Source organism: Novilysobacter selenitireducens (assembly GCF_020026895.1).
GTDB classification, from domain to species: domain Bacteria; phylum Pseudomonadota; class Gammaproteobacteria; order Xanthomonadales; family Xanthomonadaceae; genus Lysobacter_C; species Lysobacter_C selenitireducens.
Genome location: NZ_JAINZW010000003.1, coordinates 366330 through 389042 on the forward strand (window position 1 = coordinate 366330; position 22713 = coordinate 389042).

General features: G+C 68.0%; 14 protein-coding genes and 2 riboswitches. Of the genes, 5 read left to right on the forward strand and 9 right to left on the reverse strand.

All coding sequences use genetic code 11. From position 1 onward, the window contains the following. The first annotated feature begins 51 nt into the window (after positions 1 to 51). The 4 genes from K6753_RS08925 to K6753_RS08940 all read left to right on the forward strand — a co-directional run bounded on the left by K6753_RS08925 (position 52) and on the right by K6753_RS08940 (position 3001). Positions 52 to 1134: a PDDEXK family nuclease gene (locus K6753_RS08925; RefSeq protein ID WP_223676091.1), complete on the forward strand. Its 1083-nt coding sequence runs from the start codon at positions 52 to 54 to the stop codon at positions 1132 to 1134. A gap of 74 nt (positions 1135 to 1208) precedes the next feature. Continuing rightward, positions 1209 to 1721 carry a hypothetical protein gene (locus K6753_RS08930; protein ID WP_223676092.1) on the forward strand — a complete coding sequence of 171 codons (513 nt, stop codon included), beginning with the start codon at positions 1209 to 1211 and terminating at the stop codon, positions 1719 to 1721. Positions 1722 to 1803: 82 nt separating this feature from the next. Then, on the forward strand, positions 1804 to 2409 hold the full coding sequence (locus tag K6753_RS08935) for a DedA family protein (protein ID WP_223676093.1): 606 nt from the start codon (positions 1804 to 1806) through the stop codon (positions 2407 to 2409). A 211-nt stretch (positions 2410 to 2620) separates the two neighbouring features. Continuing rightward, positions 2621 to 3001, forward strand: coding sequence for a hypothetical protein (locus K6753_RS08940; RefSeq protein WP_223676094.1), 381 nt, complete (start codon positions 2621 to 2623; stop codon positions 2999 to 3001). 243 nt (positions 3002 to 3244) lie between these two features. Here the strand turns inward: K6753_RS08940 and K6753_RS08945 are convergent, their stop codons facing one another. From K6753_RS08945 to gcvP, 5 genes are all read right to left on the reverse strand, one after another. Next, on the reverse strand, positions 3245 to 3430 hold the full coding sequence (locus K6753_RS08945) for a hypothetical protein (protein WP_223676095.1): 186 nt from the start codon (positions 3428 to 3430) through the stop codon (positions 3245 to 3247). 274 nt (positions 3431 to 3704) lie between these two features. Beyond that, positions 3705 to 4007 (reverse strand): hypothetical protein, encoded by a 303-nt coding sequence (locus tag K6753_RS08950; protein WP_223676096.1) that lies wholly within the window; start codon positions 4005 to 4007, stop codon positions 3705 to 3707. Positions 4008 to 4224: 217 nt separating this feature from the next. Next, complete coding sequence (locus K6753_RS08955) at positions 4225 to 5607, reverse strand: MBL fold metallo-hydrolase (RefSeq protein WP_223676097.1); 1383 nt, start codon at positions 5605 to 5607, stop codon at positions 4225 to 4227. Positions 5608 to 5616: 9 nt separating this feature from the next. Beyond that, positions 5617 to 7788 carry a catalase gene (locus K6753_RS08960; RefSeq protein ID WP_223676098.1) on the reverse strand — a complete coding sequence of 724 codons (2172 nt, stop codon included), beginning with the start codon at positions 7786 to 7788 and terminating at the stop codon, positions 5617 to 5619. Positions 7789 to 8181: 393 nt separating this feature from the next. Continuing rightward, positions 8182 to 11094 (reverse strand): aminomethyl-transferring glycine dehydrogenase, encoded by a 2913-nt coding sequence (gcvP, locus tag K6753_RS08965; RefSeq protein WP_223676099.1) that lies wholly within the window; start codon positions 11092 to 11094, stop codon positions 8182 to 8184. A 99-nt stretch (positions 11095 to 11193) separates the two neighbouring features. Then, positions 11194 to 11326: riboswitch (glycine riboswitch) on the reverse strand. A gap of 17 nt (positions 11327 to 11343) precedes the next feature. Beyond that, positions 11344 to 11432: riboswitch (glycine riboswitch) on the reverse strand. Positions 11433 to 11796: 364 nt separating this feature from the next. Between gcvP and K6753_RS08970 the strand changes: the two genes are divergently transcribed. After that, positions 11797 to 13053: a multidrug effflux MFS transporter gene (locus K6753_RS08970; protein ID WP_319936660.1), complete on the forward strand. Its 1257-nt coding sequence runs from the start codon at positions 11797 to 11799 to the stop codon at positions 13051 to 13053. Between the two features lie 318 nt (positions 13054 to 13371). On the opposite strand, the gene K6753_RS08975 is transcribed toward K6753_RS08970, so the two are convergent. The 4 genes from K6753_RS08975 to K6753_RS08990 form a co-directional block, all read right to left on the reverse strand. Beyond that, positions 13372 to 14460: an aromatic ring-hydroxylating oxygenase subunit alpha gene (locus K6753_RS08975; protein WP_223676100.1), complete on the reverse strand. Its 1089-nt coding sequence runs from the start codon at positions 14458 to 14460 to the stop codon at positions 13372 to 13374. 186 nt (positions 14461 to 14646) lie between these two features. Continuing rightward, positions 14647 to 15318 carry a sensor histidine kinase gene (locus tag K6753_RS08980; protein WP_223676101.1) on the reverse strand — a complete coding sequence of 224 codons (672 nt, stop codon included), beginning with the start codon at positions 15316 to 15318 and terminating at the stop codon, positions 14647 to 14649. After that, a complete protein-coding gene (locus K6753_RS08985; RefSeq protein ID WP_223676102.1) occupies positions 15315 to 17090 on the reverse strand; it encodes a response regulator in 1776 nt (591 codons plus the stop codon). The genes K6753_RS08980 and K6753_RS08985 overlap by 4 nt, the downstream gene beginning before the upstream one ends. Further along, on the reverse strand, positions 17075 to 22582 hold the full coding sequence (locus K6753_RS08990) for a HAMP domain-containing protein (protein WP_223676103.1): 5508 nt from the start codon (positions 22580 to 22582) through the stop codon (positions 17075 to 17077). Before K6753_RS08990 ends, K6753_RS08985 begins: the two co-directional genes overlap by 16 nt. Positions 22583 to 22713 lie beyond the last annotated feature (131 nt).

The window sequence follows — 22713 nt, forward strand, 5'->3', positions numbered from 1 at the left end:
TCAAGTGCCCCGTAGTTTTCTTCAGCACCAAGCAAATTTCAGGACATGTAGATGCCAGTCAAGCACGCTATCTGGACAGTAGATGCATCACCGCAGCCGTTGTCGATAACACGACTGCCGAGTGAGGCGTTCTTGGAAGAGATGATCATCAATCGCCCCGATATTCTCTCGGGCGAGTGGATGCTGATCGGACAACAGGTCCACACCGGTTTCGGTGGCCGCATCGACCTGCTGGCCATCGCACCGGATGCCTCCTTGATCCTTATCGAACTGAAACGCGACCGCACACCACGCGAGTGCGTTGCGCAGGCGCTTGACTATGCCGCGTGGGTTGACCAGCTGACGCCTGAGCGAATCGCCCAGATCTACCAGCGCTTCAGCGGAGGCTTGGACCTTTCCCAAGCCTTCAAGAGTCGCTTTGGTGAAGAGCTGGACGAGGAGGCACTGAATGGCTCTCACCAGATCATTCTTGTAGCTGCAGCCCTCGACGATTCAACAGAGCGCATCATCGGCTACCTCAACGCACGCGACATCGCGATCAACGTGATCTTCTTCCAAGTGTTCCAGAGCGGACAGCAGCAACTGCTCAGCCGCGCGTGGTTGATAGATCCGGGTGAAACACAGGTCAACGTTGCAAGTAGTGTCAGTCGTTCGGGTGAAAAGGAGCCATGGAACGGGGAGTTCTACGTGTCCTACGGCCACCGCTCCTGGGAGGACGCGCGTCGTTACGGGTTCATCAGCGGAGGTGGCGGGAGCTGGTACAGCCAGACCCTGAGAGTCCTGTCGCCGGGCGACCGAGTGTGGGTCAAGATTCCCAAGACTGGCTACGTGGGCGTCGGCGTTGTGGCCGAGGAGGCCCAAGCGATCGATGACTTCATGGTTGACGCCCCGGCTGGCCGCAAGCGGTTCCTTGAGCTTGCAAGCGACCCCGGCAGATACAACCTGTTCGCTGACGACCCTGAGAAAGCCGAGTACATGGTCAGAGTGGACTGGTCCCAGACGGTTCCGGAAGAGAAGGCGTTTAACGAGATTGGCCTCTTCGGCAATCAGAACACCGTCTGTCAGCCGACCACGCCGAAGTGGCGGCACACCGTGGAGCGTTTGAAGACGGTTTTTGAAAAGTGGAACGGGTGACTGCAGTTCAGCCACCCGGTAGCGATCTTTCGTCAGCCCGGACGCGGGTCATGGCGCATGTGGGCCGGAACGTCATGTCGCTGCAGCTGCTGGAACAGGGCCTCAAGCATCTGCTGCCGCTCGTTGATCTCGAAGGCGCGCCTGACGCGTTGTCCAACCTCAAACAACGCGCAGACAAGGTCTCGCTCAAGACGTTGGGGGCGCTCGGGGGCCGTTTCCTCGAGAACGTCACAACGAGTCCAGACCTGGATGCTGAGTTGGACCAGCTCATTAAGGAGCGGAACCAGTTGGTGCATCACTTCCACAGCTGTGGTCTGTATGACCTTTCTTCCATAGAAGGGTGCGAGGCGGCGGCGCGACGCCTTGAGGCGCAGCACCATAAGGTTAGGCGTTTGATGCAAGTGGTCGATCTTCTCCTGCACGCGGCGTTCGAAGCAGCGTGCGAAACCACGTTTGCTGGGACTCCGGAGTACGTTGAATTTCGTGCGCTTTGTGATGAGTTCGCCAGCAGTCGCGGTGTCTTAAGGCACTCCACGAGCAAGACGGGCGACGACGTCGTTGAGACGTGGCTTATCCGTGCCGATTGATGAGCCGGTCGGCGGGCTCGGACACGCGGGTTCCACGCACTACCGTCCACAGTAGCGGCCCCACCACCACCGGACCTGCGCCATGGGCGACTGGATCACCGACACCATCACCCGCATGGGCGAGCTGGGCGTCTTCCTGCTGACGTTGCTGGAGACGGTGTTCCCGCCGATCCCCTCGGAGCTGGTGATGCCGCTGGCCGGGTACATCGCCTCGCGCGGGGGCATGTCGCTGTGGGGCGCGGTGCTGGCGGGCACGCTGGGCGCGCTGCTGGGTGCGCTGCTGCTGTACTGGGTGGGGCGCAAGCTGGGTGAGGAGCGCTTGATGGACTTTGCCGACCGGCACGGGCGCTGGCTGACGCTGTCGCGGCATGACATCGAGCGGGCGTCGCAGTGGTTCGCCAAGCACGGGGGCTGGGCGGTGTTCGTCTGCCGGTTGATCCCGGGGCTGCGGTCGCTGATTTCGATCCCGGCGGGCATCCACGGGATGCCGCTGCTGCCGTTCGTGGCGGTCACGGCGCTGGGCAGCCTGGTGTGGACGGCGGTGCTGGTCTACCTGGGCTACGTGCTGGGGGCCAACTTCGAGCAGGTGGGCGAGTGGGTGGACCCGGTGTCGAAGGGCGTGCTGCTGGTGATTGCCATCTGGTACGTGTGGCGGGTGGTGACGCATAAGGGGGTTGTGCGGGGGTGATGGGGTGGTTGCGCGGTGTGTGAGGTCTCGGTCGCGACTTACGTCGCTCCTACAAAGGCGGTGTGGGATTTGATCGCGGCTGAAGCCGCTCCTACAGAAGGCGTGGGGTATTGATCGCGGGTGAAGCCGCCCCTACGGGGGCGGGCGGCTGTCACGTGGGGTTGCGGGTGGGGGGCGCAGAGTGGCGCACCTTTCGTTTGAGTTGACCCCGATGGCCCGTCGCCGCACTGCCTCCACCCAGCGCCAGTTGACCGAGTTGTCCCACCGTGCGCCGGCGGTCGCCGCGCAGCGGTTGATGCGCCTGGCCGCCAGCGCGCATGCGCCCACGGCGGCCGACCAGCGCGAGGTGATGCGCATGGGCACTGAGAAGTGGCAGGCGGCACAGGCCGGCGGGTTCGCGATGGCCGCCGCGATGATGGAGTGGCAGGCGCGCACGTGGGACGCGGCAATGCAGGCGATGTGGATGCCGTGGACGGCGGGGTCGATGTCGTGGGTGCCGGCGTGGTCGGACGTGGACCGGGTGATGGCCGCCGGGTTGCGGCCGACGAGCCGGACGGTGTCGGCGAATGCGCGGCGGTTGCGCGGGCGTTGATCGGTGTCGCGTTTGGTTCAAGCCATCGTTCGGCGGGTGTGTTTGTAGGAGCGACGTGAGTCGCGACCTTGGACCCCGCGGGTCCGACGATTGGTGATCGCGGCTGAAGCCGCTCCTACAGGGGGCGTTGAGGGTCGAGCTCGGCCTGGTAGCAGTCGCGACTTACGTCGCTCCTACAGGTGGGGGTGCGTGGCCACCGAAATAAACAAGGCCCCGCGATGCGGGGCCTTGTCGTATGCGGGGTCAGCGGGTGGCGGGCTGGGGCGCGGCGGGTGCGTCTTCTTCGCGCCATTCGCTGTTGGCGGCCTTGGCGTCGGTCCAGGCCTGGCGGGAGCGCACGCGGCGGGTGGTCCAGTCGTGGGCGAGGTCGCGCGGGGGCGGGGCGTCGAAGCCGTGGGGGACGGGGGCGAGGTCGGGGGTCTGCGGCATGGGGGCGTCCTCGGATGGTGCCGGAGGGATTGCGGTTCGGAGAGGAAACCTAGGCGGTGGGGGGGAAGGTTGGCGTGAAGGTTTGGTTGGGGAAGCCGTGGCTTTCGCGAAGGCGGGCTCGCGCTTTACTTCGGCGGAGCCGGGCATCCATGGACGTGAGGGAAATCGCGGCTGAAGCCGCTCCTACAAAGGCGTTGGGAAGGAACTGGATCCGAGCATATGGAAAGGCCCCGCGGGTGCGGGGCCTTTCCGGTGCTGCCAGGTGGTACGGGTTTCAGCGCCCGTCGTTGTCCGCATCGCCCGGCAGGGCACGCTCGATGTGGTGCCAGCCGTCGCGGACGGCTTCCTTGGCCTCGTTCCACGCCAGGCGGGAGTTGGCCTTGGTCTTGTCCCAGCCGCGCTCCAGGTCGTTCTCGACGTCCTCGAACTTGCGGCCGGCATGCGTCTCGTACTGGTCGTAGCTGTACTTGTAGGCAGGCTCGTAATCGTCCCAAGTGCGGCTGGTGTTGTAGTACTTGGCCTGCTGGTAGTTGTTCTGGAAGTGGGTGCGGTACTGCTGCTCGGGGATGCGTGCCATGTGCGTGCGTCCTGGGTTGTGGGGGAGGTTGAAACGTAGGCAGCGGCGTGCAATCCCGGCGTGAAAAATCCGCGCAGTGCGCCATCGGTTTCGTGAACGATTCAGTGCGGTGAGGGTGCAGGAGCGGCGTGCGCGGTGCGCGTCGGGCGGCGCGCCAAGGAAACGCGCCAGCGGGACGGGGGAGGGGCATCGTGCGACGCCGCTCCTGCGGTGAGGGTCAGGCGTTGTCGGCGGTCTCCAGGGTGGCGCAGCCGATGGCCTCGCACGCTGCCATCGAGCCGAAGGCGTTGGCGACGTCGTCGAATCCGTCGCGCTTGAGCAGGGACGCGGCCACGATGGCGCGCTTGCCGCTGCCGCAGAACGTGACGACGCGGCGGTCGCGCGCCAGCGTGTCCAGCCTGTCGGGCAGGTGGCCGAGGAAGACGTGCGTGGCGCCGCGCAGGCGCTTGGCCTTGAACTCGGTGTGCTTGCGCACGTCCAGCAGCAGCGGCGCATCGCCCGACTGCAATCGTGCATCGAGGTCGTCGGCATTGATCGCATCAACGTGGCCGAAGCGGCGGCCGCTGGTTTCCCACGCGCCCAGACCGCCCTTGAGGTAGCCGGCGATGCGGGTGTAGTCCATGCGCACCAGTCGCGCGATGGCGTCCTCGACGGCGCCAACGTTTTCGGCCACCAGTAGCAGGTCGGTGTCGTAGTCCAGCAGGTAGCCGGCGTAGGCGGGCAGCAGGTCCAGCGGCAACGCGAGGCTGCCGGGGATGTGCGCACCGGCGAAGGCTTCCGCGCTGCGCAGGTCGACGACGCAAGCGCCGGCCTCCTGCCGCTTTGCGACGTCGTCGGCCGATAGCGGCAACGGCCGTGGCAGGTGGTGCAACAGCGGCGCGCCGCACTGGTTGAGGTGTTCCATCTGCTTGAAGTACGGGGGCACGTAATGCTGCTCGCCGAGCTTGCACTTCACGAACGCCTCGCGGTCGGTGATCTGGAGCATCGGGTTGTGCGCGCGTTCGTGGCCGAGCGTGGAGAACTCGCGGTCGGCCATGTTCTCGCCGCACACCGACCCCGCGCCATGCGCCGGGTACAGCAGCGTCTGGTCGCCCAGCGGCAGCAGCTTGTCGAACAGGGACGCATGCAGCGCCTCGGCCATCTCGCGCTCGCGCCCGGGCAGCAGGTCGGTGCGGCCGACATCGCCGACGAACAGCGCATCCCCGGTGAACACGCCGACCGGCGTCTCGCCCTGGTTGCTGTCGGTCAGCACCAGCGAGATGCTCTCTGGCGTGTGGCCCGGGGTTTCCAGCACGCGCAGCCGCAGCGCGCCGCACTCGAAGGTGTCGCCCTCGCGCACGTCCTCGCCGTAGCCGAAGTCCAGCGCATGCCCGTGGTGGATCGAGGCGCCTGTGCGTTCGGCCAGTTCCACCGAGCCGATGACGTAGTCCTCGTTGCGGTGCGTCTCGAAGATGCGGGTGATGCGCACGCCCTCGCGCGCGGCAATGTCCAGGTAGCACTGGATGTCGCGGCGCGGGTCGATGACGACGGCCTCCATGCCGTCGCCGATCATGTACGACAGGTGCGCCAGCCCCTCGGATTTGAGCTTTTCGAGGAACACGGCCCGTCCTCAGGCGAGGTCGCGCAGCTTCGGCTCGCGCGCGAACTGCCGCGTGCCGGCCGCCTTGACGAAGCCCTTGGGGTCGGACGCGGCGACGATGCCCGCGTCCTTGCCGACGTTGCCCGCCTTCAGCAGCGGCGCTGCGCCGGCGTCATGGGCAATCGCCTTCAGATGCGCCCACGCAAAAGCCACGAAGTCGACCGCGGCGGAGTCCTTCGCCAGCTTCTTGCCAGCGTCCTCGCTCAGCAGCACGGCGACGGCATCGAACACCACCGACGGCGTGCCCTGCAGCTGGCCGTCGGCCGGCTGCTTCTTGCCATCCGACAAGACCGCGCCGCCCAGCTTGGGCGCGACGATCTTGACCATGGCGCCGGCCGACTCGGCCGCCTTGCGCAGCGCCTTGAGCGCCGCGGCATCAGAGCCTTCGTCGATCAGGATGCCGACCGTGCGGCCCTTCAGCGTCTCGCGCATGCGGCCGATGATGCGGACCTCCGGCGCGGCCGGCATGTCGATGGGTTCCATCGCGGCGTCAGCGGGCGGCGGCAAGGTATCCAGGCCAAGGCCGTCGGCCACGCGCTCGGCCAGCGACTCGTCGATATTGCGCAGGTGGCCGACCATGCGCTCGCGCACCTTGGGCGTCTCCACCTTCGACAGCTCGAACACCAGCGCCGACGCCAGGTGCGCCTGCTCGGGCTTCTCCAGGCTGCGGAAGAACATGCGCGCCTGGCTGTAGTGGTCGGCAAAGCTCTCCGGACGCACGCGGCCCTTGACGCCATCGTCGAGCTGCTCGGCGAAGCTGCGAAAGCCGGCCTTCATGTCTGCGCGCGGGCTGTCGTCCTGCAGCGAGCTGGGCTCGTAGTTCACGCGGCCCTTGTGCACCTGCATCTGCATGTGGCCGTCGCGCTGGTGGTTGGCGAACGGGCACTTGGGCTGGTTGATCGGGATCTGGTTGAAGTTGGGCCCGCCCAGGCGGATCAGCTGCGTATCGAGATACGAGAACAGACGGCCCTGCAGCAGCGGGTCGTTGGAGAAGTCGATGCCGGGCACGATGTTGGCCGGGCAGTAGGCGACCTGTTCGGTCTCGGCGAAGAAGTTGTCCGGCCAGCGGTCCAGCACCATGCGCCCGACGATCTGCACCGGCACCAGCGACTCGGGGATGATCTTGGTCGGGTCGAGGTGGTCGAACGGGAAGGCGTCGGCCTGTTCCTGGGTGAACAGCTGCACGCCGAACTCCCACTCGGGGAAGTTGCCGGCCTGGATGGATTCGAACAGGTCGCGGCGGTGGAAGTCGTTGTCGGCGGCCTGCAGCTTGAGCGCCTCGTCCCAGACGGTGGACTGGATGCCCAGCTTCGGCCGCCAGTGGAACTTCACGAAGGTGCTTTTGCCGTCCTCGTTGAGGAACCGGAAGCTGTGGATTCCGAAGCCCTCGATGGTGCGCAGCGACCGCGGGATCGTGCGGTCGCTCATCGCCCACATGATCATGTGCATCGATTCGGGGGTCAGCGAAATGAAGTCCCAGAACGTGTCGTGGGCGCTGGCCGCCTGCGGGAACGCGCGGTCGGGCTCCATCTTCACCGAGTGCACGACGTCCGGGAACTTCATCGCGTCCTGGATGAAGAACACCGGGATGTTGTTGCCGACCAGGTCGAAGTTGCCTTCCTCGGTGTAGAACTTCACCGCGAAGCCGCGCACGTCACGCGGGGTGTCGACCGAACCGGCGCCGCCGGCCACGGTCGAGAAGCGGGTGAACACCGGGGTGCGCGTGCCGACCTTCGAGAACAGCTTGGCGCGCGTGTACTTGGACAGCGACTTGGTCAGTTCGAAATAGCCGTGCGCGGCCGAGCCGCGCGCGTGGACGATGCGCTCGGGGATGCGCTCGTGGTCGAAGTGGGTGATCTTCTCGCGGAGGATGAAGTCCTCCAGCAGCGTCGGCCCGCGCGGGGTCGGCGTCAGCGAATTCTGGTTGTCGGCGATCACCACGCCCTGGTTGGTGGTCAGCTGCGGGCGCTTGCCGCCGGCCTGCTGCTGCAGCTCGCCACCGGTGCCGCGCGGAGCGTCGGCGTCCGGGTCGGCGCCGGCCCGTCGCCCGACCGACCCCGCCGGCTTGTCCTTGGCAGGCTTGGCGCCGCGGGGCTGCTGCTTGCCGGGAGGGGTGGCGGTGGGCGTCTTGGCGCGGGCCATGGGCGTGCTCCGGTAAGTGGGGGAACCGGCATGCTCGGCCTGCCGCCGTTAACGGGCTGTCGATGTTTGTAGGCGGTGTGTGGAGGGCGCAAGGATCGGGACTGTAGGAGTGGCTTCAGCCGCGATTCCCCGCCGCCGTGATTGCGCGGGGCTTTCGTAGGAGCGACGTGAGTCGCGACCGGATTTCGGCGTGCGGCGGTAGTACCGGGGCAGTCGAAGTCGTCGGTCGCGACTCACGTCGCTCCTACAAAGGTCGTGCGGGGGCGTGATCGCGGCTGAAGCCGCTCCTACAGGGGGGTGGTGGTGGTGCCGCAAAAAAGGAAAGCCCCGCGGGTGCGGGGCTTTCGGGTGGTGCATGGTGCGTGGCCATGTGGACGGCCGCGCCCTTCCGGGTTACGACACCATCGGTTCGCTGAAGGCTTCGATCTCGCCTTCGAAGGCGTTGATCGGGACGCAACTGCAGAACACGTTCTTGTCGCCGTAGACGTTGTCCACGCGTGCGACCGGCGGCCAGTACTTCTGCTGGCGCAGCACGGGCAGCGGGAAGGCGGCCAGTTCGCGCGGGTAGGCGTGGGTCCACTCTTCGGCGGCCACCTGGGTGGCGGTGTGCGGGGCGTGCTTGAGCGGGTTGTCCTCGCGGTCCAGGCGGCCGTCCTCGATGGCGCGGATCTCCTCGCGGATCTCGATCATCGCGTCGATGAAGCGGTCCAGCTCGTGCAGGCTCTCGGACTCGGTCGGCTCGACCATCAGCGTGCCGGCGACCGGGAAGCTGAGCGTCGGGGCGTGGAAGCCGAAGTCGATCAGGCGCTTGGCGACGTCCTCGGCGCTGATGCCGGTGGCGTCCTTGATCGGGCGCAGGTCGAGGATGCACTCGTGCGCGACAAGGCCGTTGCGACCGGTGTAGAGCGTCTCGTAGTGCGGCGCCAGGCGGGTGGCGACGTAGTTGGCGTTGAGCAGCGCGACCTGGGTGGCGCGGCGCAGGCCGTGGCTGCCCATCATCGTGATGTACATCCAGCTGATCGGCAGGATGGACGCGCTGCCGAAGCTGGCGGCCGACACCATCGCGCCGTTGCCGACACCATCGGTGTGCAGGCCGTCGTCGCCGTGCGCCTTGGGGAGGTACGGGGCGAGGTGCGCCTTGACTGCGCACGGGCCGACACCCGGGCCGCCGCCGCCGTGCGGGATGCAGAAGGTCTTGTGCAGGTTGAGGTGGCTGACGTCCGAGCCCCACTTGCCGGGCTTGGCGACGCCGACCAGGGCATTCATGTTGGCGCCGTCGGTGTAGACCTGGCCGCCATGTTGATGCACGGCATCGCAGATCGCGACGATGTCCTCCTCGAACACGCCGTGCGTGGACGGGTAGGTGATCATCAGCGCGGCCAGGCGCTCGGAATACTTCTCGGCCTTGGCGCGGATGTCGTCGAGGTCGACGTTGCCGTCCTTGTCGCACTTGGTCACCACCACCTGCATGCCGCACAGCTGCGCGGAGGCCGGGTTGGTGCCGTGGGCGGACTCGGGGATCAGGCAGATGTCGCGCTGGGCCTGGCCATTGGCGCGGTGGTAGGCGCGGATGGCCAGCAGGCCGGCGTACTCGCCCTGCGCGCCGGAGTTGGGCTGCAGGCTGACGGCGTCGTAGCCGGTGCACTCCACCAGCATCGCTTCCAGCTCGTCGATCAGCTGCTTGTAGCCCTGCGCCTGCTCGGCCGGTGCCAGCGGGTGGATGTTGGCGAACTCCGGCCACGTCACCGGGATCATCTCGGCGGTGGCATTGAGCTTCATGGTGCAGCTGCCCAGCGGGATCATGGTGCGATCCATCGCCAGGTCCTCGTCGGCCAGGCTGCGCATGTAGCGCAGGATCTCGTGCTCGCTGTGGTGGGTGTTGAACACCGGGTGGGTCAGGAACTTCGAGTCGCGCACCAGGCCGGTCGGCAGCGCGTCGCCGGTGCGGGCGTCGACGTCGTCGATGTGGACCAGCTCCACGCCGAACAGGCCGGCCAGGGCGATGACGTCCTCGCGCGTGGTGGTTTCGTCCAGCGCGATGGCGACGCTGGATGCATCGATCGCGCGCAGGTTGATGCGCACGGCGCGGGCGCGCTGGTGCAGCTCGCCGGCGTCGATGCCGGTGACGTGCAGGGTGTCGAAGAACTGCTCGCCCACGGTGACGCCGGCGCCGCGCAGCGCGTCGGCCAGGATTGCGGCCAGACGATGGGTGCGGCGGGCGATGCGGACCAGGCCTTCGGGGCCGTGGTAGACGGCGTACATCGAGGCCATCACCGCCAGCAGCACCTGCGCGGTGCAGATGTTGGAGGTCGCCTTCTCGCGGCGGATGTGCTGCTCGCGGGTCTGCAGGGTAAGGCGGTAGGCGGGCTTGCCCTCGCTGTCCACCGACACGCCGATCAGGCGGCCCGGCATCGAGCGCTTGAACGCGTCGCGGCACGCCATGAACGCGGCATGCGGGCCGCCGAAGCCGTACGGCACGCCGAAGCGCTGGGTGTTGCCGACGACGATGTCGGCGCCCCATTCGCCCGGCGGGGTGAGCAGGGTGAGGGCGAGCAGGTCGACGGCCACGCACACCAGGCCGTTGCGCGCGTGCACGGCGTCGGCCAGCGCCTTGTGGTCGCCGATGCGACCGAAGGTGTCGGGGTACTGCAGCAGCACGCCGAAGCTGTCGATCTCCAGCGCTTTGGCGTCGTCGCCGACGACCAGCTCGATGCCCAGCGGCTCGGCGCGGGTACGCACCACTTCCAGCGTCTGCGGATGCACGCCGCTGGAGACGAAGAAGACATTCGACTTGGACTTGGACGAGCGCCGCGCCAGCGTCATCGCCTCGGCGGCGGCGGTGCCTTCGTCCAGCAGGGACGCGTTGGCGATCTCCATGCCCGTCAGGTCGGCGCACATGGTCTGGAAGTTGATCAGCGCTTCCATGCGGCCCTGCGAGATCTCCGCCTGGTACGGGGTGTAGGCGGTGTACCAGGCCGGGTTCTCCAGGATGTTGCGCAGGATGACGTTGGGCGTGTGCGTGCCGCTGTAGCCCTGGCCGATGAAGCTGCGGAAGACCTGGTTGCGGTTGGCGATGCTGCGGATCTTGGCGATCGCCTCGACCTCGCTGACCGGGTCGGGCAGGGCCAGCGGCGCGGGGGACTTGATCTTGCCCGGGACGATGGCGTCGGTCATCGCGTCGAGCGACTCGCGGCCGATGGTCTTGAGCATGTGCGCGATCTCGGCCTCGTTGGGGCCGATGTGGCGCTCGAGGAACGCGTCGTGGTGCTCGAGGTCGCGCAGGGACGGGGTGGCGGGCTGGCTCATGGCGAAGGTCCGGTGGCCGCGGGGCGGCAGTGGAGGGGTGGTCCGGCGCGCCGGCCACGGGGCCGTCCGCCGTCGCGCATCCGCCATGCCGCGCGGACGAGCTGCCCCTCTGTCCTTCTGCCTGAGAGTTTGGAAGCGCGGGGGCGGGGGAGGAGGCCCCCGCGTCGCTTCTTGCCCCTTCGGCGCCGGCGCGGGCCCCACGGGGCTGGCCGGTCTCTCCAGAGTGTCGGGCGTGGGGTGAGCCACGCCCAGCACGGGGCGGTATTGCGCCTGAGCGATTCCGGGCGATTGCGCCTTCGGCAGCAGGGGCAGGCCCCCGCTTCTCCCACCGCGTGCTGTGGGCGGGATTATACGCGCGGGGCGGGGGTGGGAAGGGGCCGGAGTGTCCGCGGCCTGTAGGAGCGGCTTCAGCCGCGAAGGCTCTCGATGCAGGAGCGACGTGAGTCGTGACCGCGGGATATCCGGAGGTTCGCGGTCGCGACTCACGTCGCTCCTACAGGGGGAGTGGCGGGGCAGGGCGTCGGGATGGCGTTATCGCGGCTGAAGCCGCTCCTACAGGGGCTGGGGCAGTGGGGTCGTGGGAGCGGGACAGTGAATCGCCGGAGACGGCATCACGGGGCGGGGCGGCAACCCGTATCCTTGCGGCATGTCCCATGCCTCCCATTCATGTCTCCGTGGCCGACCGGCCGCCGGAGCGGGCGCATGACCGCGCCCTCCACCCGCCGGCTGGCGCTGCTGCTGGGCGGGTTGGCGATGTTCGGGCCGTTCTCGATCGACACGATCTTCCCGGCGTTCCCGCAGATGGGCGCGCAGCTGGGGGCCGACAAGCTGGCGATGCAGCAGACGATCAGTGTCTACCTGATCGCCTACGCGCTGATGAGCGTGGTGCACGGGCCGTTGTCGGACGCCATCGGCCGGCGGCGGGTGATCCTGGGAGGGCTGGCCGTGTTCACCTTGGCCTCGGTGGGCTGCGCGCTGGCCCCCGACCTGACCACGCTGCTGGCGTTCCGCGCGCTGCAGGGGTTGAGCGCCGGCGTCGGCCTGATCGTGGGCCGCGCGGTAATCCGCGACGTGCTGCACGGCGACGACGCGCAGCGGTTGATGAGCCAGGTGTCGATGATCTTCGGCATTGCGCCGGCCATCGCGCCGATCATCGGCGGCTGGATCCTGGGCTGGAGCCGGTGGCCGGCGATCTTCTGGTTCCTGGTGATGTTCTCCGCCGCCCTGCTGGCGGCGACGTATTTCATGCTGCCGGAAACGCATCCGCCGGCGTCGCAGCTGAAGGTGTCGCCCAAGCGGCTGCTGCGCGATTACGCGGCGATCTTCATCAACCCGCGTTTCCAGCGGTTGGCCGCGGCAGGCGCGTTCAACTTCGCCGCGCTGTTCCTGTACATCGCCTCGGCGCCGGCGTTCGTGCTGGACCTGCTGCGCCGCGACGGGCAGCGGCTGGGCGAGGGTGACTTCGCGTGGTTCTTCGTGCCGACCATCGGCGGGATGATGCTGGGTGCCTTCATGTCGGGCCGCGCGGCCGGTCGAATCAGCGGCGCGCGTCTGGTGGGCATCGGCTTCATTTGCTGCGGTGCTGCGGCGGTGGCCAACCTGGCCTACAACCTCGTCGTACCGGTGCCCGAGGTGCCGTGGGCGGTGTTGCCGATGACGCTGAATGCCTTCGGTATCGCGCTGGTGTTCCCGATCCTGACGCTCGCCATCCTCGACATGTACCCGCGCCAGCGCGGCTCGGCGTCGTCGCTGCAGGCCTTCACCGGGCTGGTGCTGCACTCGCTGGTGGCGGGCGTGATCTCGCCGTGGCTGAGCTTCGACGCGATGCACCTGGCGATCGGCGCGTCGCTGTTCACGCTGCTGGGCTGGGGCTTCTGGCGCTGGGAGCTGGGCAAGGGCCACGAGGTGCCGGAGTGCCCGGACGAGCCGGCGGCGCTGGAGCCGACGGAGCGGCTGTAGCGCGCAGGTGGGCGGCGCGTTCCCGCGGGTTTTCTGTAGGAGCGGCTTCAGCCGCGATCGCATCCACACCCGCTGTGCGTGCCCGCTACCGCTAACGCGCCCTTACCCCTTTGTAGGAGCGACGTAAGTCGCGATCGCCGTTTCGATTCCGAGGCACCGTTCGATCGAGTCCACCCGACATCGCTTGCCTGCGGTCGCTCAAGCGCCACGGTCGCGACTTACGTCGCTCCTACATGGGGCCGTGGACGAATCACGACCACCGCGAGAGTGATCGCGGCTGAAGCCGCTCCTGCAGAGAGCGGGGAACTGCGTCGCCGACTAGGACTCGTCGCTGCCGCGGTAGGCGGCGCGCAGCAGTTCGTGGAAATGGTGGACGGCGTTCTCGCGCAGCGGGTTGAGGCGGCCGGGGGTGTAGGACCCCGACGCCAGGCCGCGTTGAACGTCCTCGCAAATGGTCAGGTCCTCGACCTGCACCTCGTCGCTGAAGGCGAGGTCGGCGTCGCGGCGGGCGCGGGCTTCGCCGGATTCGTCGCGCGTGTAATAGAAGTCGAACTCCACCCGGCAGCGGTCCACGCCGCGCGGGATGACCCGGTTGGTCTGCAGTCGGCCCGGCAGGATGTTGAGCATCGTGTTCGGCCACAGCCAGTAGTAGAGGGCGTCGCCGTCACCGTACAGGCCGTCCCCGCTCTCGAGCGGGCTGTACTGGTAGGAGTACCAGCGGGCCGCCTCGGTGATGTAGCTGCGGTAGTCCAGCAGCTTGTTCAAACCCGGGTGGATGTGGGGGACGTGGTAGCCCTCCAGGTAGTTGTCGACGTAGACCTTCCAGTTGCAGGCCACGTCGTAGCCCACGCGCTGGTGGTGGCCGTAGCGTTCCAGCCCGCGGCCCTCGCCCAGGCGCGCGTCGATGCCCTCGACGAATTCATCGAAGTCGATGGCGGTGCCGGCATCGGCGGCTGCAAACACAAGCCCCTGCCACACCCGCACCGCCAGTTGCGGCAGGCGCACGTCGGCCGGGTTGAAGTCCTGCGTGTCGCCCATCTCCGGCGCCGAGCGAAGCACCCCGTCCAGGGTGTAGGTCCAGCCGTGGTAGCGGCAGCGCAGCGACTTGGCGGCCAGGCCGTCGCAACTGGCGATCGGACCGGCGCGGTGGCGGCAGACGTTGTGCATGACGCGGATGACATCGTCCGCGCCGCGCACCGCGATGACCGGGAGGCCCGCGAAGTCGGCGATGACGTGGTCGCCGGCGGCCTGCAGCTGGCACACGTGCGCGATGAGCTGCCAGCCGCGGTCGAAGAACTCCGTGCGATCGAACGCGGCAATGGTCGGGTCGACGTAGTAGCGCGCGGGCAGGGCGGTGGCATGCGACAGCGGCTGCGGACGCAGGTCGGCGGGTGCGATGGTGTCCATGGGGCGAGTATGCCGCCGGGCGGGTTGGCCCGGAAACCCATGTTGGGCGCAGGCCTTCTGTAGGAGCGACGTCAGTCGCGACGTCGCATCTACGGGGGAGCGGGCGGGTCGCGACTTACGTCGCTCCTGCATGGGTGCCGGCCGGGTGATCGCGGCTGAAGCCGCTCCTACAGGGGCGTGATGCTGTCAGGCGTCGGACGCGGGGCGCGCGGGCAGCTGCAGGTCGAGTTCGATCACGTCGCTGCCGCGGGCACGGGCGGTGAGGTGGCCGCCGTGGGCGGTGGCGATCGCGCGGGCGATCATCAGCTGCAGGCCCAGGCCATCGTCGCCGGGCTCGGGATGCGGGTCGTCGAGCAGGCGTTCGGCCATCGTCGCGGCGTCGCCGTTGCACGCGACGTCCCGCAGCAGCTGCACGTGGCCGTCGTCGAGCCGGCGGACGGTCGCGCGGGGTGTCCCGGCGTCGGCCTGCGACACCTGGAAGCCGAGCACCGCACGCATCAGCTGGCCCAGCCGCACCACGTCGCCGTGCAGCACCAGGTTGCGCGCGTCGGGCTCGAACGTGATCTCAGGGGGCATCTCGCGCAGGCGCGGGCCGATGTCCTCCAGCAGCAGGTCCAGATCCACCGCCTCCTGCCGAACCAGCAGCCGGCCCTTGTCGGCGCGCACGAAGTCGCTGACCTCGTCGATCATCCGGCCCAGGCGCTTGGTCTGGCGGTCGATGACGTCCAGAAGCTCCGCGCGGTCCTCTGCGCCGGTGCGTTCGTCGCGCAGCAGGAACACGGCGGTCTGCACCGGCGACAGCGGGCCGCGCAGGTCGTGCGCCAGCCGCTCCAGCCAGGTCTTGCGGGCCTGCGTCATGCGCCGGACACCTTGCGTTCGTGGTGCGTGCCGCCTTCGCAGATGCGCTTGATCGCATCGAACTGCGGCGGTTTGACCAGATGGTCGTCGAACCCGGCCTCCTGCGTGCGCCGGCGGTCCTCGGGCTGGCCCCAGCCGGTGACGGCGACGATTTCCAGCGCATCGCCGCCCGGCCGGGCGCGCAGGCTGGAGGCGATGTCGTATCCGCTGCGTCCGGGCATGCCGACGTCGAGGAACAGCAGGTTGGGCACGAAGCGGTCGACTTCCGTCTCCACCGCGTGGGGGTCGTAGATCTGCACCACGTCGTGGCCGAGCAATCGCACCATCATCGCCAGGGTGTCGGCGGCGTCGCGGTTGTCGTCGACGATCAGGACCCGGCGCGGGTTGCCGTCGCCGAGCGTGCCGGCCGGCGGAAGTGGCGTGGACGCGCTGGCCTCGGACCCGGTCGCGGTGCCTGCGCGATGGCGCGGCAGGTGCACGTGGAAGGTGCTGCCTCGGCCGAGGCCCTCGCTGTGCACCTCGACACGGCCGGCGTGCATCTGCGCCAGCTTCTGCACCAGGGTCAGGCCGACGCCGAGGCCGCCGCGCGATCGCTCGACCGTGGTATCGACCTGCCGGAACACCTCGAACACCGCGTCCAACTGCTCGGGCGCAAGTCCCACGCCGGTATCGGACACGCTGACGCAGATCTCATCGCCTTCGACCGTGGCGCACAGTTCGATCCGGCTGCCGGGGTCGGAATACTTGGCGGCGTTGTTGAGCAGGTTGGCGAAGACCTGCGACAAGCGCGCATGGTCGGCGTGCAGCGCGATGGACTCCTCCGGCACGCGGGTGTCGAAGCGGTGCTCGCCGGCCTCGATCAGCGGGCGCGCAATCTCGATGGCGGCGGCGAGCACGTCCTGCAGCGTGGTGTCGGTCTCGCGCAGGGTGAGCTTGCCCTGGGTGATGCGGGCGATATCGAGCAGGTCGTCGATCAGCCGGATCAGCAGCGCGACCTGGCGCTCCATCGTGTCCTGCAGCGGGTCGGCAACATCGCCCATCGACATGCGGCGAACCGACAGCGCGTTCTGCAGCGGGGCCAGCGGGTTGCGCAGCTCGTGGGCGAGGGTGGCGAGGAACTCGTCCTTGCGCTGGTCGGCGTCGCGCAGCAGCTGCTCGGCGCGCACACGTTCGGCGACCTCGCGCTGCAGCTCTTCGTTGCGGGTGGCCAGGGCGGTGTTGGCCTGCAGCAGCGATTCGTTGAGCGCTTCGAGTTCGCGCGCCTTCTCGAGCTGAAGCGCCTGGTTGTCGGCCGCCAGCGACTCGTTGAGTACCTGCAGCTCGCGCCGCTTGCGGTGCAACTCGGCCAGTACCTCGACCTTGCTGCGCAGGATCTCCGGGATCACCGGCACCATCACGTAGTCGACGGCGCCCAGCTTGTAGCCCTGCAGCCGGTCCATGTCCGAGACGTTGACCGCGGTGACGAAGATGATCGGCGTCTTCTCGAAGCGCGGATGCTGGTGGATCAGGCTGGCGGTCTCGAACCCGTCCATGCCGGGCATGTTCACGTCCAGCAGGATGACGGCGAAATCCTCGTCCATCAGCCGCTTGAGCGCCTCCATGCCCGAGCTGGCCTCCACCAGGGTTTCGCCCAGCGGTTCCAGGATGGCGCGGTACGTCAGCAGCCGGCCCGGCTGGTCATCGACCAGCAGGATCTTCACCGGCTCGCCGGCAATCGCCTGCGCAAGCCCGGTGCCCGAGACGGCGGCGGCGGGGGTCAGCGATGCAGCCACTGCCTCAGCACCCCCAGCAGTTGATCGGTGACGACGGGCTTGGCGAGGTAGTCGGACGCGCCGGCCTCCAGGCATTTCTCACGGTCGCCCTTCATTGCCTTGGCCGTGAGGGCGACGATCGGCAGCGTGCGCAGCTCCGAGCTCTCGCGGATGGCGCGCATGGTGTCGTAGCCGTCCATGCCCGGCATCATGATGTCCATCAGCACCAGCGAAATGTCCGGGTCGCTGGTGACCTTCTCGACCGCCTCCTGGCCGGTGCCGGCGGTGACCACGTCCATGCCGTGGCGCTCCAGCACGCTGGAGAGCGCGAAGATATTGCGCACATCATCGTCCACCACCAGCACGCGCTTGCCCTCGAGCACCTCGTCGGACTGGTGCAGGCGCTCGACCATGCGCTGCTTGGATTCGGGCAGGTCGGCGATGACGCGGTGCAGGAACAACGCGGTTTCGTCGAGCAGGCGCTCGGGGGACTCCACGCCCTTGATGACCACGCTCTTGGCAGCCTTCTTCAGGCGGCTGTCCTCGTCGGCGGTCAGGTCCTTGCCGGTGAAGACCACGATCGGCAGGTCGTTGACGTTGGGCTGGGCCTGGATGAGGTCGATCAGCTCGAAGCCGGTCATGTCGGGCAGGCGCAGGTCGAGTACCGCGCAGTCGTAGTGGCCGTTGCCGAGCGCCTCCAGGGCCTCGGCGCCAGAGCCGACGGTGTCGATGGCGACGTCGTCGTGGCGCAGCAGCTCCTCGATGCTCATGCGTTCGGCGGCGTCGTCCTCGACGATCAGCAGGCGCTTCACGCGGGGCAGGGTGTAGTCCTTGATCCGCTGCAGCGCCGCGCCGATGTTCTCGGGGTTGGACGGCTTGGCGAGGTAGGCGAACGCACCGCGCTCGATGCTGTGATGGCGCTCCTCCTCCACGGTGATGATCTGCACCGGGATGTGGCGCGTGCTGGAGTCCTGCTTGAGGCGCGCCAGCACCGTCCAGCCGAGCATGTCGGGCAGGATGATGTCGAGCAGGATGGCCGTCGGCATGTAATCGCGCACCAGCCGCAGCGCCTCGGCGCCGGTGTTGGCGACCAGTGCGCGGAAGCCCTTGGTGCGGACCAGGTCGCGCAGCACGCTGGCGTAGCGCGGGTCGTCCTCCACCACCAGCAGGATCGGCTCGTCGGGCTGCAGCAGGTCGCGGTCGTCGGGCACGGTTTCAAGCTGCGATACCGGGGTGTCGGTCGGGGCGGGCGCCTGCAGCGGGCGTGCCTGCGCGGCGCGCACCGTGTGGGCGCGGTCGGAACCGGCGTAGTTCAGCGGCAGGTACAGGGTGAAGGTGCTGCCCTTGCCGGTTTCACTGCGCAGGTTGAGCTCGCCACCGAGCAGGCCGGCGATTTCGCGGCTGATGGCCAGGCCCAGGCCGGTGCCGCCGAACTTGCGCGAGGTACCGGCATCGGCCTGCTGGAACGCCTCGAAGACGATCTTCTGCTTGTCGGGCGAGATGCCGATGCCGGTGTCGGTGACCTCGAACGCCACCACGGTGGCGGCGTTGTCGAGCACGTCGTGGCCGCGGCTCCAGCCGCCTTCGGCCTTGTAGGCGCGCATCCGCACGCTGCCTTCCTCGGTGAACTTGAAGGCGTTCGACAGCAGGTTCTTGAGGATCTGCTGCAGGCGCTTGGGGTCGGTGGTGAGCGCCGGGCCGAGGTCGGGCGCGAAATCGACGGAGAACTCCAGCTCGCGGCGCTCGGCCTCGTGGCGGAAGCCGCGGACCATGTTCTCGCGCAGGTGGCCGAACTTGAGCTCCTCGCTGTCGACGGTGACGGTGCCGGACTCGATCTTCGACAGGTCCAGGATGTCGCTGATCAGGTGCAGCAGGTCGGTGCCGGCGGCGTGGATGGTCTTGGCGAACTCGACCTGGCGCGGGTTGAGATTGGTTTCCGGGTTCTCGGCCAGCTGCTGGCCGAGGATCAGGATCGAGTTCAGCGGCGTGCGCAGTTCGTGCGACATGTTCGCCAGGAACTCGGACTTGTACCGCGAGGTCAGCGCCAACTCGGCCGCCTTTTCCTCGAGCGCGCGGCGGGCGTGCTCGATCTGCAGGTTCTTCTGCTCCACCTCGGCCTTCTGCTCGGCCAGCATCTGCGCCTTGAGCGCGATCTCCTCGTTGGTCTGCTGCAGCTCCTTCTGCTGCGACTGCAGCTCGCCGGCAAGCTGCTGCGACTGCGACAGCAGCCGCTCGGTGCGCATGGTCGATTCGATGGTGTTGAGCACGATGCCGATCGAACCCGACAGTTGCTCCAGGAATGCGCGCTGGGAGGCGCTGAATTCCGACAGCGTGGCCAGCTCGAGAACCGCCTTGACCTGGTCTTCGAACAGCACCGGCAGCACGATCACGCTGCGCGGCACCGCACTGACCAGGCCGGACTCGATCTGCACCGCGCCGTGCGGCACGTCGTTGATCAGGATCAGCTCGCCCTCGGCGGCGCACTGGCCGATCAGGCCTTCGCCAAACTGCAGCGTGCGCGAGGTGTCGCGGGTGTCGGCATCGGCGTAGCCAGCCAGCTTGCGCAGCTGCGCCGGGTTGTTGGCGTCGTCGGCCTCCACCACGTACATCACGCCCTGCTGGGCGTTCATCAGCGGCGCCAGCTCCGACAGCAGCATGCGGCCGAGGGTGATCAGGTCGCGCTGGCCCTGCATCATGTCGGAGAACTTGGCGAGGTTGGTCTTCAGCCAGTCCTGCTCGCTGCTGGACTCGGTGGTCGCGCGCAGCGTGCCGATCATCAGGTTCATGTTGTCCTTGAGGTCGGACAACTCGCCGCGCACGTCCACGGTGATCGAGCGGGTGAGATCGCCCTGCGTCACCGCGGTGGCGACCTCGGCAATGGCGCGCACCTGGGTGGTCAGGTTGGCCGCCAGCTGGTTCACGTTGGCGGTCAAATCCTTCCAGATGCCGGCCGTGCCGGGTACGTTGGCCTGGCCGCCGAGCTTGCCTTCCACGCCGACCTCGCGCGCCACGGACGTCACCTGGTCGGCGAAGATCGCCAGCGTGGAGGTCATGCCGTTGATGGTGTCGGCCAGTGCGGCGATCTCGCCCTTGGCCTCCACGGTCAGCTTCTGGTGCAGGTCGCCGGTGGCCACCGCGGTCACCACCTTGGCGATGCCGCGCACCTGGGTGGTGAGGTTGGACGCCATCGAGTTGACGTTGTCGGTGAGGTCCTTCCACGTGCCGGCCACGCCGGGCACGGTGGCCTGGCCGCCGAGCTTGCCCTCGGTGCCCACCTCGCGTGCCACGCGCGTGACTTCCGCGGCGAAGCTGTTGAGCTGGTCCACCATCGTGTTGAGGGTGTCCTTCAGCTGCAGGATCTCGCCCTGCGCATCCACGCCGATCTTGCGCGAGAGGTCGCCCTTGGCCACCGCGGTCGCGACCTCGGCGATATTGCGGACCTGGCTGGTGAGGTTGGACGCCATCGAGTTGACGTTGTCGGTGAGGTCCTTCCAGGTGCCGGCCACGCCGGGCACGCGCGCCTGGCCGCCGAGCTTGCCCTCGGTGCCGACCTCGCGCGCCACGCGGGTCACCTCGGCGGCGAAACCGTTGAGCTGGTCGACCATCGTGTTGATGGTGTCCTTCAGCTCGAGCATCTCGCCCTTCACGTCCACGCCGATCTTGCGCGACAGGTCGCCCTTGGCGACCGCGGTGGTGACCTCGGCGATGTTGCGCACCTGGCTGGTCAGGTTGGACGCCATTGCGTTGACGTTGTCGGTGAGGTCGGCCCACGTGCCGGCCACGCCGGGCACCGCCGCCTGGCCGCCGAGCTTGCCCTCGGTGCCGACCTCGCGCGCCACGCGGGTCACCTCGGCCGCAAAGCTGTTGAGCTGGTCCACCATCGTGTTGATGGTGTCCTTGAGCTGAAGGATCTCGCCCTGCGCGGTCACGCCGATCTTGCGCGATAGGTCGCCCTTGGCCACCGCGGTGGTGACCTCGGCGATGTTGCGCACCTGGCTGGTCAAGTTGGACGCCATCGCGTTGACCGAGTCGGTGAGGTCGGCCCAGGTGCCGTCAACGCCCGGCACGGTGGCCTGGCCGCCGAGCTTGCCTTCCGTACCCACTTCGCGCGCCACGCGGGTCACCTCGGCCGCGAAGCTGTTGAGCTGGTCCACCATCGTGTTGAGGGTGTTCTTCAGCTCCAGCATCTCGCCGCGCACGTCCACGGTGATCTTGCGCGACAGATCGCCCTTGGCCACCGCGGTGGTGACTTCGGCGATGTTGCGCACCTGGCTGGTCAGGTTGGACGCCATCGAATTGACGTGGTCGGTGAGGTCCTTCCACGTACCGGCGACGTCCGGCACCTGCGCTTGGCCACCGAGCTTGCCTTCCGTACCCACTTCGCGCGCCACGCGCGTGACTTCCGCGGCGAAGCCGTTGAGCTGGTCCACCATCGTGTTGATGGTGTCCTTGAGCTGCAGGATCTCGCCCTGGGCGTCCACGGCGATCTTGCGCGAGAGGTCGCCCTTGGCCACCGCGGTGGTGACCTCGGCGATGTTGCGGACCTGGCTGGTCAGGTTGGACGCCATCGCGTTGACCGAGTCGGTCAGGTCCTTCCACGTACCCGCGACGCCCGGCACCACGGCCTGGCCGCCGAGCTTGCCGTCGGTGCCGACCTCGCGCGCCACGCGCGTGACTTCCGAGGCGAAGCTGCGCAGCTGGTCGACCATCGTATTGATGGCCTCCTTCTGCTGCGCCATCTCGCCGCGCACGTCGGCGGTGATCTTGCGTGACAGATCGCCGTTGGCCACGGCGATGGTGACTTCGGAGATGTTGCGGACCTGCGCGGTCAGGTTGGACGCCATCTGGTTGACGGAGTCGGTGAGCTCCTTCCAGACGCCCGACACGCCCTTGACCTTGGCCTGGCCGCCGAGGCGGCCGGCGGTGCCGACCTCCAGCGCCACGCGCGTGACCTCGGAGCTGAACTCGCCCATCTGGTCGATCATTCGATTGACGATGGTGGCCGAGCGCAGGAACTCGCCCTGCAGCGGACGGCCGTCGGCCTCGAGCGGCACCGGGCGGGTGAGGTCGCCCTTGGACACGCCGGCCAGTGCCTCGGTGATCGTGTCCACCGGGCGTACTAGGTCGTCGACCAGCCCGTTGACGGACTGCTCCATCTCGCCCCAGTGGCCGTTGCGGTTGGACAGGGCGATGCGTTGGCGGGTCTGGCCTTCGACGCCGACCTTCTGGCCGACGCGGGCCAGTTCGCCGGCGAGGCGGCGATTGGCCAGCACGATGTCGTTGAAGGTCTCGGCAAGGCGTGCGTCGATGCCGTCCCAGTGCGTCGGCAACTGCACCGAGAAATCGCCCTGGCGGACGGCCTGCATGGCCTGGAGGATCTGGCGCTTGGGATCGTCGGTCGCGGCGACCGTGTCCCGGGCGCGCGATGACGTGGCCGATGCGGCTTCGGCGGTGGCGGCTGCGCCGCCGGCCCGGTTTGCGGGCTTGCGCACGCGCGGTTTCACTTCACTCACCAGCCACTCCCCCTGCCGTCTCCAAACGGTTGCATTGAACGGCGGGACATTACGTGGCGCGCCGTGAGGGCTGCGTTCACGACGGCATCACATTTGTTCCGACGTTTGCTGCCCGCTGCGCGGCGTTGTTA

Bases quoted from the DNA above. Each gene is read 5' to 3' on its own strand.
- K6753_RS08925 (WP_223676091.1), top strand. From the start codon at position 52: ATGCCAGTCAAGCACGCTATCTGGACAGTAGATGCATCACCGCAGCCG.
- K6753_RS08930 (WP_223676092.1), top strand. From the start codon at position 1,209: ATGTCGCTGCAGCTGCTGGAACAGGGCCTCAAGCATCTGCTGCCGCTC.
- K6753_RS08935 (WP_223676093.1), top strand. From the start codon at position 1,804: ATGGGCGACTGGATCACCGACACCATCACCCGCATGGGCGAGCTGGGC.
- K6753_RS08940 (WP_223676094.1), top strand. From the start codon at position 2,621: ATGGCCCGTCGCCGCACTGCCTCCACCCAGCGCCAGTTGACCGAGTTG.
- K6753_RS08945 (WP_223676095.1), bottom strand. From the start codon at position 3,430: ATGCCGCAGACCCCCGACCTCGCCCCCGTCCCCCACGGCTTCGACGCC.
- K6753_RS08950 (WP_223676096.1), bottom strand. From the start codon at position 4,007: ATGGCACGCATCCCCGAGCAGCAGTACCGCACCCACTTCCAGAACAAC.
- K6753_RS08960 (WP_223676098.1), bottom strand. From the start codon at position 7,788: ATGGCCCGCGCCAAGACGCCCACCGCCACCCCTCCCGGCAAGCAGCAG.
- gcvP (WP_223676099.1), bottom strand. From the start codon at position 11,094: ATGAGCCAGCCCGCCACCCCGTCCCTGCGCGACCTCGAGCACCACGAC.
- K6753_RS08970 (WP_319936660.1), top strand. From the start codon at position 11,797: ATGACCGCGCCCTCCACCCGCCGGCTGGCGCTGCTGCTGGGCGGGTTG.
- K6753_RS08975 (WP_223676100.1), bottom strand. From the start codon at position 14,460: ATGGACACCATCGCACCCGCCGACCTGCGTCCGCAGCCGCTGTCGCAT.
- K6753_RS08980 (WP_223676101.1), bottom strand. From the start codon at position 15,318: ATGACGCAGGCCCGCAAGACCTGGCTGGAGCGGCTGGCGCACGACCTG.